Below are 10570 nucleotides of genomic sequence, written 5' to 3'. Positions count from 1 at the left end.
CCGAAGGCAAGCGAACGGAATAACAGGAAACGGTCTTTCCCGATAGAACATATGCACTTTAGTTCTCCCCATAGTTGACAGATAATTGATAAATATGAAACAAAATTTTTTAAACCCACCCAAGTCCAAAGGACTTAGGCGAGGTTGTCGGCAGTAACTTCAACGGCCGCGAGAGGGTCCGCAAGTCGTGCTCCGTAGCGTGCGGTGCCGTATGCGCCCATCATGTCTGCCGGGTTCGCAACGGGAGTGCCGTTGCTGTCCTGACTAATCGTAACGGGGCGCTTTTCGTGAACGTAAACCGGCTGTTCGTCCGAAACCACGTAGAAGGTGTTACCGGTGAGGTAAGGGGTCTGAACAACGGAAGCGCCGTCAATCTTCATGGTGGCTTCCTGAAGGTCAGACTCGCGAAGGCCGCCCGCGTCGGGGATATGATAACCCGCGTCGTAAGCAAGCTCGTCAACGAAACTCATTGCGAATTCCGAGGAGCAGATAACAACGCCGGGGCGCTTGCCGTGGTGGCGAAGGTCCATGCTTGCCATACGAACGTGGCGCGTTGCGCTGTGCGCTTCCGCGTCACCGAACAGGGCGTTAGTGTCGGCAAACGTGTGAGAGTGGTTGTCGTCAAAAGAATAGTTGCCGTAGTTCGGAATATCGTACCAAACGCCGCTGCCGTCCGCAACACCGGCCTTGAGGGATTCAAAGATAACCTCGTTTTCCTTGTCAAGCGCGCCACGCAGCATCTTCTGAACCCGCTGCATAACGGACTGTTCCGTGCTGTCCTCGATGTAAGCGGGGGACATGGCAAGGGACTTTCCGTATTCCTTGACACGAATAGCCATAACGGACTCGTCAAGGTCGGAGTTTTCCGAAGGCTCAAGCTCCGCAAGCTCGTCCCACTTCATGTCGCCGGCAACGGAAGTAAAGCGGTCCTCGTCAACATCCTGACCGACAAGACCGCGGAAAATGTGTTCGGAGTCGTTGAAAGCGTCAACAACCCCAAAAGTCTGGTTCATTAGGTCGGTAAGCGATACGTCGTCCTTAGTTAGAATCTGATTTCGTCGTGACATAATAGTATATAAATTTGTTTAGGTTTTAGAACTGAATAGAAAGCCGAATCTTGTCCTCAGTGAGAGCGTAGCCAACAACTTGGACAAGCTCACCCGCGCCGTCGTCCGGGGCAACGGAAGTGAATCCGCCACCAACTGCAAGGTAAACAGGCTCACCGGGGGTAAACGAGGAGCCTTCGTCAAGGTCAATAAGGTCAATACCGTGGTCAGCGAAAGCCACACGGTCCTTTCCGACCAACGTACGCTGTGCCTCGAGCGTTGCACGGAACGCGGGTTCAAGCTCCGCCCGAGCGTCAAGGTCCATAACGTCAGTGAGCGAAACACCGACCGCCTTGACCGGGGCCGCGGAGTCAGCGTCAGCCTCTACAATCTGGCCGCTTGCGTTTAGACCGACAAGCTGGCCTTCCTCAAGTTCAACAGCCGAAACAGCACCCGCACGGTTGTTGTGCAGGTCCGCATCATTAGTAATTCTAAGTTCCATGTATGAAAGTTTGTCCGCCAAAGGGCGGGAAAATTAAACACTTACGGAAGCCAAAACCGCGGGTTCCGAAGATTTTCAATTCAGCGAGAAAAGAAAGGCCCCTTGCCCTGAATTGAACAGGGCTTAAGCGCCAGCAAGGGGCATGGTTCTGGTTTACGGTTATGAGATTATTCGTGGTATTATTATTGGTACACGCACGAATTTGTGACCGAACCGGAACACAGGTTAATGAAATTCTCAAAGGGTGAACTTTGATTTTACGAACTCGCCCATATCCGGCGAAAGCCGGCGGGCGAAAACACGTTGACGGAATCGAACCGTACCCCTTCGGGGGAAGGGAGACCACTACGCGCAACTCTCTAGATTTAAAATGTCTGAAAACGTCCTACCAAAAACGCGACATGATGATTGGCCCTCTTTTTACGGTTAAGGCCACGACCGAAACACCGCCTAATGGGTGTTCTCCATGATTATCCGCCATATACAAGGCGGAACATACCTATCGGGAATCGAACCCAAAATGATTGCTACCAAGCACGGGTATTCCTCTTTTTGTCCTCACTATATGACTTCTCTACCCTTTAAATAGGGTACCCCCCGCCGTTGGCGGGACGTAGCTACGTAGGGAAGTGCCGCAACAGTATCCCGCCACCGTGCCCGCTGTTCGGTTTTCAGCTCCGCGGGTGTTGTCGGCCCCCTTCCTCACGTTCACCCAAACCGGAGATAAATTCGCTCTTGTCCCGCATTGACGGGTTGTCGGGAATATCGCCGTCCATTAGCTTGGCAAGGTCAATCTTCCAAACCGAACGGTACTTGTAAGCAAGTTGGAAAAACGTTTTCTCAATAGTCTTGCGGGGGTATTGGCCGTAACTTTCGCTAACACGTTCGCACACGGCGTTAAACTGCTTGTCGCGACTCGCGAAACCAGTGTTCGGGTGCCACTTGCGTTCGCTCCGTGGGTCGTCGTTCACCACGTATGCCGCCGCACAAAAGATTACAACCTCAAGGGGCTTCCCGAACTTCTGCCGGTCAAGCCGGTCGTGTAGCTTGTGAACCGCACTCCGCTGGAGTATATTCAATTCAAGGTTGTCGCACATGGCTTCAACGGCGTGCCAACTGTACCGTGCGTCAATTTGCTGCTGCCGGGCATCAATGCCGGTCTGTTCCGTGTGGTCCTCGTTGAGCGATTGCAGCCGGTCCCACTTCTTGCGAAATTCGGGGGGCACGTCCGTTGTATCAAACGTTGTTCCCGCGGATTTGAGCATAGTGTCGGTATGCACGTCTCTCGAGGCAAACGTATCCGGTTGCCGTATCCGCGTTTCCGCAAGCTCGCGTTCCTTGTAATCGCCGTAATTGACCCAGCTGCGCTCCGCGCGGGGGTTTTCGTCACTGTCGTCACTGTCCGTAGGTAGTTTAATAGACATTTTAAAATCTTGTTCCGTTCCGTTCCCCGAAGGGGGGTTACCGCCGGCTGTAATCCGTAAACCAAATTTCGTCCGGAATCCGCATCTCGTTGATAAGTTCGCCTAAATATTCCTCGTAGTGCATGCGCCACATGGCAATGCCAGCCGATAGCACGTAATCATAAAGATTCTCAATAGTTCTGACACTCTTTTTAACAAACAGGCATGTCAACCAGAATAGTGTCCGTTGAGCGTTCTTGCTTGCGGAAGCCCCGAAAAACTCAACGTCCTCAACCCCTTCCGAAAGGGCAAGGTCCAATATCTCGTTCTTAGCCGCCAGCATATATTTGCTAATTTCGTCTCCGTCGTTTTCGTTCGTAACCGTCGCTATCTGTTCAATCAAAGTCTGTTTGTCGAATATCATTTATAATCCTCTCCGTATGTGTTGAGTAAATCCGTTAGGAAACGTTCGGTAATTTCGGGGTCGTATACCCGCATATTCCGGCGAATCCAATCGTGTGCGTACTCTTTTCCGCCGTGTAGCAATCTGCAAGCCACACGGATTTTCTCGTTGTGCGTTAACACGTCAAAAGATTCCCGTTCGGCCCGCTGTTGCAATCGTTCCGCCGCGCTTCGCTTCGTTTCCCCCGAAGGGGGGCTGTCCCCCGAAGGGGCATAGTTAGACTCAATCCGGCCGGCCTTCCCCACGTTGTAACCCGCTTCACGGAGGTACTCAAGGGCCGCCTTTCGCCCACTGGCGAGCAAGATAGCCGCGGTATCATGTGCCGTTTCGCTTGAGACTTTGAAAATTCTCGACCGTCCGCTTCCCCCGCCAATGATAACAACCGTAGTATCAATCTCGAGGCCGCTGGTCTTGTCGTAGTCGGGTTTTGAGAGTTTAACGGGGCAAAGGTCGTCCTCAACCACAAAGTCGCCCGTGCATCCTACAGCCGCGTAAAAATGGACAAGGCGGTTTGCGTGGTGCCGGTATTCTCGTGAACAGTATGGCTCACTCTCAATCCGTCCGACCGCAACGCTTCGGGTTCCGTATTTCGCTAATGCATAGGGTGAAAACGGGTGCTTGTGTCGCTCTCGCGAGCAAGCGGGACCGTCAACGGGATTGCTTGAGGAAGCGCCGCGACCGTCAGCGGGGCTTTCAAACAACGTCTCTCCGGCGTCAATCGTATTGAAAAAGTCCGTGGGTTCGTATCCCTCCGGCGTATCCGGCAGAAACGTTTCTCGCAACGCGACCTCAAATGATTCCGGCACGCTTTCGCCGTTAGCGGTCGTCGCTCGGATAATCTCGTCACGCTCCGCGCCAAAAGGGATTGCCGTTTTCTTCAACTGTGTTGAGCTGTGTGTTGCCCCCGGCAAGCGAAACATGCGCTTCCGGGTGTAAATGCCAGCGTCAATGCTCGCGCCATTTTCTTCATTGAAAGCTGTCGCGGCTTCCCGAAGGAAGCTGAGGGTTTCCGTGCCCTTTGCAAACAGCGGAAAGTGTGCATGAATACTCCGTGAACCGCTAAAGTACCATTTCGAGGCTTCAACTCCGAGGGTTTCCGTGCCGAAGTCGGCTATCCACTCAAACATTTCCTCCGCGTTTTCAATTCCCGCGTCGGATTCCGCGTATAGCGGATATAGAACCGCGTTCCGTTCCTCACAAGCGTCCATAAGCTCCGCTGCAATGTTGTTCGCGCCGCTCACGGCGTATGGATTTTCAAGCTCACAATTCCGCTCGTATTCTTCGCTTCGCAAAATGTAGACCGGGGAAGCCGTAACCGCCCCTTCGGGCATTGGTTCAAAAACCGTCCGAAGCCGGGGTTCCCTAACCGCGTCAGCGGTTCCGTATTGAACGCAAGGAAGTTTAGACCAGTTAGATATGTCTATTTCCATCTTTCTTTCTTTCTTTTTAAAATAAAATCTAACTGTTACATGGTTTCAACATGGCCGTCCGCTTTCCAGCCCTTCGGGGAGAGGTAAACGTCCATACGAACCTTGTCGCCGGGTTCCAAGACCTCGCGGGCCGGCACGTCGTTGATGTGAACGAAAACCGTGGTGAAAATGTCGTCTTTACTAATCCCCGCTACTCGGGCAAAACCAAAGCCGCGTTCCGCGTTGTATGTCGTAATCTTTCCCTCAATGTCCGTCTTAGTAATTTTGTTGTAGTTCTGCATGTTTCTTTCTTTCTTACTTCGTTTTTGTTTAAAGGTCGAGTCGGGGCTTTCCGTTGTATTCCCGTGCAAGCCGGGTAAGCAGGTAGTCCCACGTAACACCGCTTTCCTTCAATTCCGCAAGTTCGTCGTACGTTTCCTTCTTAACCGCTAAGTGAATCCTTTCGTCGGTCATATCTACTTTCGGAGAGGTTGGGGTATTTGACTCATCTTTGCCCCTCAACCCCCTCACTCATACTAATAGACGTGCCCCACAGATGCCTCACAACGGCTTAATTCGAGGGGGGCGTGATAATGGATATAATGAACATCGCCCCGCTGTCGCGTTTTCAAGGGGTACGGCGAATCTGGGGCGCGCTTTCGTAAGCAATCTGTTAGTACCTACTTGGTAGATGTTAATAACCCTCCGCCCTTCGGGGAACGCTTTTACTTAAGGAAGCGCCGCGACAGTATCCGCACAGTCCATTTCTCGCGCCGCATTTCGTCCGTGGCGCGCTTTCCCGTTCCACGAGTGCTGTCGGTGGTTGTTGCGGGACCTTCCTCAAGTTGCACCGTGCTCCGTGTGTCCGTGTCTTCCTTCCCCTTGTGTGTGTCTCCGTAGTCTCCGTACTACTACCGCAAACGCGCAACGCCACGTAGTCTAAGAGCAAGGGTTGTCGATAAAAGGCTTCTACCCTTAGAATTCGGGTGCCTATTGGAAAGTTGACATCAGGGAGTATATAAAGGGTCTTCGCCGGCTTTGCCGAGGGGAACGTATTCACTTAGTGCGATAATATTACTCCCAAGCATAAGCACATGTTAAAATTTTCTTACCAACGTTAAATCGCGCCACGTTGTTCCGCAAGAGATAGACTAAACTGATAGGCAGAAAGTCCGTTCCACTGAGAAGCCACAGGAAGCCCGTCAGCAGTTTTTTGCCTTGAGACGACCAATCCCCTTCGGAAGAATAGAAAAGCCGCCACGCGGGACGTGAGGCCGGTAGGATTCCCTTCGGGACATAGGGCACAGCTCACGGTGAGATAATCCCCCACTACGTCGCCACCTACGTCGCTGTGTGGTCGCTGTGTGGCCCGCTGTGGCCCTCCGTGCTGTAGCCCGCCGTAGGACACGGAACGGCACAGCGGCCACGTGAGAGCCGTAGGATTGGACGTGAGCGTATACCCTCCGGGGTTGAGAACCGCGAGACGTGGTGCCCACTTCAACACAGCGGCACAGGAAGCCCGTCAGCAGCTTTTCCCTTCGGGACGGCCAATACCTCTCGAGAGAAAAGAAAAGCCGCCACGCGGCACGTGGGGGGCGTAGGATTGGACACTACGGTACACTCGGTGAGGTAATCCCTCAGTGGGTGTAGTCTGTGGTGGCGGCCCCCTTCCTCACTTAACCTCGTTGGCTACGTAGGGCCGTACGGCGGACGTGGTGCCGTGTAAGGATATACGGCGGACTCAGTAGCGATAACGTATCTAACCCGTGAACCACGGTTAAGCTTACAGACACTCCTACACTTAAGGAAGGCAGTGTAAGTACAAACCACGGAGAAAAACGTATACTCTCTAACGGAGTCTATAGGGCCTCAGTGGGGGACGTGGGGCCTTGACGTATACCCGTGCCGCTGCAAGTAATCCCGCACCGCAACGGTACTACGTTCTATTCCGTGTAAACCCGTATACTCCTAATCGTGTTTGTTCGTAAGTGGGCTTCCTTAAATTTGACCGTTCAAGTTTGACCGTGTAAGTTTTCCCTTGAACGGTAATACGTAAAGGGTGTATGTGAATCATATAGCATGGCCCCCTGCTCCTCGTCTCCTTTCCTACCTACCCTCGTGGTGGTAGTCTCTGTCTCTATACTACCGCACTGCCAACGCTCTATAGTCTATAAGCAAGGGTTGGCGATAGAAGCCCTGAAACCTTTGAATTCGGGTGCATGTTGTAAAGTCTACATAATTTAGTATATAAATGCCCCCTTCGGGCCAAGTGTGTTAAGGAAGGAAGGCAGACTACGGATACACGGAGCACGGCACCACGTGGGGAAGGTCCCGCAACACCCACCGACGACCCAAACCATTGCTCACGGAGCTAAACGCGCCACGGGGCAATCAGGGCGGTCTCGTCGGAACCGGGGCGGGTGACTGTCGCGGCGCTTCCCTAAGTTTGAACGACGAACATAAGCACTTGCCACGGAGAAACGTAGTATCCACGGAGAATCATAGTTGAATAAACACGGCACCAGTTTATAACCCCCCTGCTCCGTAAAATTGAATTCCAGCCCGAAGTACGTAGATTTAACATTGGTAAGCTAACGGGCTGTTAGACTTGCCATTTTTTCATTTCTGCAACTGTGGGTGCGTAAGTAAGAACCGGGATGTATGGAGCTAATAACTGTCAGTAATTGCTGTTTCACGGTTGCAACGGGTGAGACTGGCTATATGGGCAGTATAACCACCCTAAGGTGCCGAATTGAGCACTTTGGAAACTCTTGAATTTGCTGTTTCAAACCACCTTACGGTGCCGGTTAGGATTCCCGTCCGTGGGGCCTTGACGGGGGCATTTTCAGCACTTTGGAAACGCTCGTGTGTGCTGTTTTAAACCTGTTTTCTAGAGTGTTTAGGATTCTCGAGTTTGAACCACCTTACGGTACCGAATTAGGCACTTTGGAAACACCCGTATATGCTGTTTTAAACCTGTTTTTGCGACGGTTTAGGATTTGCCCCCGTTACACGTCTTAACTTAAGGAAGGCTCCGCACAGATAACAAACATTACCCCCAGTTATAAAGTGGTGCGGTTCCCGTAGGGGGGCACGGTGGCGGGATACGGTGGCGGGATACGGTGGCGGCCGCTTCCCCACGTATGAACGACAGACAGAAACGCTTGAGGAAGCCCCGGCACCGATAACAACCCGCCCCATGCACGCATAATCTCGTAAGAAAATATTACTTCCACGTATAGGGCCATCTTCGGGCCGTAACTCCGGGGGGCAACGTGCCGAAAACCGGCCTGCAATCCCGCTCGAGTGTGTGGCGGCGGCCTTCCTCACGAATTCTCAACTCATGGCACCACTTACCGGCAAGCTTTGCCAAATTGTGGTTGCACGAGTCTGGATAAATGAGCTTAGCCCAACCCGTACGACTTTTAGCGCCGCTGTCACTTCCCTTCCCCCGAATCGGGTACCCCCGTGAGCCACCACTTAGCCCGTGTGACTATTCCAGCCCGTGCCTTTTGCTCCGTAAGGGTCCGTTCGGTTTCCACATACCTAACTAATTCCTGTTTCTCTTCCCTTTCTTCAAGAACTAACCGTTTCTCGTTCCGCAACCGTTCTATTTCTACACGCGCTTCCTCAAGTTCTTCCTCAAGGGCTTCATACTCGGATATGAAGTGTCTCACCGCCTCACTCATACTATCATACTCGCCGCTGTCACCCGATTTTTTCTCGAGTATTTCCATTTGTTCGTCGTTTATTGTTACTGTTAGGCGCGGGCACATATGAAGGTATGAAAAATTCGTATGACCATAATACTGTCGTATGACTGTCTCACAGTGAGTATGACTGTTTCACAGTGAGTACGAAGGTTGCAATAGGTGTAATAGGTGCAATAGGTAGTCTCATAGTGTGCAACCAACTCAGAAAGTTTGCAATGGGTCATTTCTTTCTTTATGTGCGGAGGTTATTACACCAGTTTATTCCCAAAAATGAAACCGGCGGTACCTCGAAACAGAATTTTTCCAATTTTCAGAACCTCGAGGGGTTTGTCAAAAATCCTACACGTACTACGGATACGCGGAGCACGGAGTTAAACGCGACAGCGGTGAACGTAGGCGGGTGGCTGTGGCTGCACTTCCTCAAGTAATTCCGTTGAACGCTTTTGCTTAAGGAAGGTCCCGCAACCCCGCGTGTCAGCTTTTCCGTGCTCCGCCGTGAATCCCCTACGGAAGAAAAGAAAGCCCGCCACGGGGTAAACACGGCCGTCTCACGGAAGCGTGGGCGAAAGGCTGTGGCGGCGCTTCCCTAAGTAATTCCGTGCCGGGAAGGGGGACCGTGGGGAAAATTGAATCACACTGTTGTTATTGGTGCCACGAGCAAGAACCTACAGAATCGGTTACTACGTACTACGTTATACTTGAAACCAAGAGGCTTCTTCCGTACTTACCAGTAATCAACCGACCGCTTGCCCGCGTTCTTTCCCGTCGCTATGCTCCGGTCCCGAAGGGAATCACACTTGTCCGGGGGGTTGGTCCCTCGTGCCAATCACAACGCCGTTAGTCTGCTTTAGCCGCTCCGCGATAGCGTCCGTGAACACTACGACCCTTTCGCCGTCTTGTCCCTTCCGTATCTTTACGCCGTCTTTCCCAAGGTCGTCGAGTATTTTCATCACCCGGTCGGTCGTTTGCGTGTGAACGTGTTTCCCTTCTATCGCTGTCAATACGCGGCGTAGTTCGCTTGATTTGATTGCACGGCCGGCCGGCACGCTCTTGGTGTAGTTCGTTACGTCCGCTGCAAAGCTCCGTGCGCGTTGTTGGTTGGCCGTGAGTGACTCGTTGGCGATAGTATCGGGGGCCGCACAAACTTCCTCAAGCGGAGTTTCCGGACGGTACAATTCACCCGCGGGGCTTTCGCTTTCGTTCGGGGATTGCTCGCCCGCTTCCTCAAGTTTTGCAACTCGAGCATTAGTCTTCGCGAGGTTCTTGCCGTGGGTTTCGTGGTTGCTTTCGTGTTCCTCAACCGTTTCCTCAAGCTCCGCAACGCGGTCCCGTAGCTCCGCGTTTTCTTGCTTGACTGCAAGTAGCTCGTTGGTAAGGGCGGTTAATTTCGCGTCGGTGCTATCGTAGTCCGACAGATTAAAGTCGGCACTCGTGGTAGTAGTGGCTGACATACGTTCTTGTCGCGGTTAGCCGGAGTGCGGCAACACTTCGGCCCCCGATTTTTCACACGGGTTAGCAACAGCATCAGAGCGTCATATAATAAGAGTGTTGATTACCGACTATTCGGACGCTAAGTTGAAGGGCTACACAACGCCCGAGATTCGCCCGTGACGGCTTTTCCACACTCCGCCGTGTTAACCACTACCGGATACGAAAAACCCGCCACGAGCCAAGCAAGGCCGTCTCGTTGGAACGTAGGCGGGTGGCTGTGGCTGCACTTCCCTACGTAGCTACGTCCCGCCAACGGCGGGGTAGAAGTTTTAACTTAAGGAAGGCCGCCGCACAACAACCGCACACAACGCCCGAGATTCGCCCGTGACGGTCTTTCCTTGCTCCACAATGGATTACACTGCTTGCGAAGCGAACCCCGCCACGGGTGAAATACGGCTGTCTCACGGAAGCGTGGCGGGGGACTGTCGCGGCCGCTTCCCCACGTAGCTCCGTTTCCCATTTGGGACCGAAGGCAAGCGAACGGAATAACAGGAAACGGTCTTTCCCGATAGAACATATGCACTTTAGTTCTCCCCATAGTTG

General features: G+C 52.7%; 9 protein-coding genes. All 9 read right to left on the bottom strand.

All coding sequences use genetic code 11. From position 1 onward, the window contains the following. Nucleotides 1–134: 134 nt before the first annotated feature. The 9 genes from CV102_RS25440 to CV102_RS25405 all read right to left on the bottom strand — a co-directional run bounded on the left by CV102_RS25440 (nucleotide 135) and on the right by CV102_RS25405 (nucleotide 9987). Nucleotides 135–1067: a phage major capsid protein gene (locus tag CV102_RS25440; RefSeq protein WP_148860798.1), complete on the bottom strand. Its 933-nt coding sequence runs from the start codon at nucleotides 1065–1067 to the stop codon at nucleotides 135–137. A gap of 25 nt (nucleotides 1068–1092) precedes the next feature. Further along, nucleotides 1093–1569, bottom strand: coding sequence for a hypothetical protein (locus CV102_RS25435; RefSeq protein ID WP_148860797.1), 477 nt, complete (start codon nucleotides 1567–1569; stop codon nucleotides 1093–1095). 650 nt (nucleotides 1570–2219) lie between these two features. Continuing rightward, nucleotides 2220–2813, bottom strand: coding sequence for a hypothetical protein (locus CV102_RS25430; protein WP_148860796.1), 594 nt, complete (start codon nucleotides 2811–2813; stop codon nucleotides 2220–2222). Nucleotides 2814–3009: 196 nt separating this feature from the next. Beyond that, nucleotides 3010–3375, bottom strand: a complete 366-nt coding sequence (locus CV102_RS25425; RefSeq protein ID WP_148860795.1) for a hypothetical protein — start codon at nucleotides 3373–3375, stop codon at nucleotides 3010–3012. After that, nucleotides 3372–4844, bottom strand: coding sequence for a hypothetical protein (locus tag CV102_RS25420; protein ID WP_148860794.1), 1473 nt, complete (start codon nucleotides 4842–4844; stop codon nucleotides 3372–3374). The genes CV102_RS25425 and CV102_RS25420 overlap by 4 nt, the downstream gene beginning before the upstream one ends. A gap of 35 nt (nucleotides 4845–4879) precedes the next feature. Beyond that, nucleotides 4880–5125, bottom strand: a complete 246-nt coding sequence (locus CV102_RS25415; RefSeq protein ID WP_148860793.1) for a cold-shock protein — start codon at nucleotides 5123–5125, stop codon at nucleotides 4880–4882. A 28-nt stretch (nucleotides 5126–5153) separates the two neighbouring features. Continuing rightward, nucleotides 5154–5297 carry a hypothetical protein gene (locus CV102_RS26335; protein ID WP_187433121.1) on the bottom strand — a complete coding sequence of 48 codons (144 nt, stop codon included), beginning with the start codon at nucleotides 5295–5297 and terminating at the stop codon, nucleotides 5154–5156. Between the two features lie 2963 nt (nucleotides 5298–8260). Next, the gene (locus CV102_RS25410) at nucleotides 8261–8599 is read right to left on the bottom strand and encodes a ribbon-helix-helix protein, CopG family (RefSeq protein ID WP_148860792.1); all 339 of its coding nucleotides are present in this window, start codon (nucleotides 8597–8599) and stop codon (nucleotides 8261–8263) included. A gap of 728 nt (nucleotides 8600–9327) precedes the next feature. Continuing rightward, nucleotides 9328–9987 carry a hypothetical protein gene (locus CV102_RS25405; protein WP_148860791.1) on the bottom strand — a complete coding sequence of 220 codons (660 nt, stop codon included), beginning with the start codon at nucleotides 9985–9987 and terminating at the stop codon, nucleotides 9328–9330. Nucleotides 9988–10570: the final 583 nt, after the last annotated feature.

Source organism: Natronococcus pandeyae (genome assembly GCF_008122205.1).
Lineage (GTDB): Archaea > Halobacteriota > Halobacteria > Halobacteriales > Natrialbaceae > Natronococcus > Natronococcus pandeyae.
The sequence above is the reverse complement of the archived record's forward strand: the minus strand, read 5'-3'. Positions and strand labels throughout refer to the sequence as shown.

What these genes read in the sequence shown, in the direction of transcription:
- CV102_RS25410 (WP_148860792.1), bottom strand. Translation starts at nt 8,599, where the DNA reads ATGTGCCCGCGCCTAACAGTAACAATAAACGACGAACAAATGGAAATA.
- CV102_RS25415 (WP_148860793.1), bottom strand. Translation starts at nt 5,125, where the DNA reads ATGCAGAACTACAACAAAATTACTAAGACGGACATTGAGGGAAAGATT.
- CV102_RS26335 (WP_187433121.1), bottom strand. Translation starts at nt 5,297, where the DNA reads ATGACCGACGAAAGGATTCACTTAGCGGTTAAGAAGGAAACGTACGAC.
- CV102_RS25420 (WP_148860794.1), bottom strand. Translation starts at nt 4,844, where the DNA reads ATGGAAATAGACATATCTAACTGGTCTAAACTTCCTTGCGTTCAATAC.
- CV102_RS25440 (WP_148860798.1), bottom strand. Translation starts at nt 1,067, where the DNA reads ATGTCACGACGAAATCAGATTCTAACTAAGGACGACGTATCGCTTACC.
- CV102_RS25405 (WP_148860791.1), bottom strand. Translation starts at nt 9,987, where the DNA reads ATGTCAGCCACTACTACCACGAGTGCCGACTTTAATCTGTCGGACTAC.
- CV102_RS25430 (WP_148860796.1), bottom strand. Translation starts at nt 2,813, where the DNA reads ATGCTCAAATCCGCGGGAACAACGTTTGATACAACGGACGTGCCCCCC.
- CV102_RS25425 (WP_148860795.1), bottom strand. Translation starts at nt 3,375, where the DNA reads ATGATATTCGACAAACAGACTTTGATTGAACAGATAGCGACGGTTACG.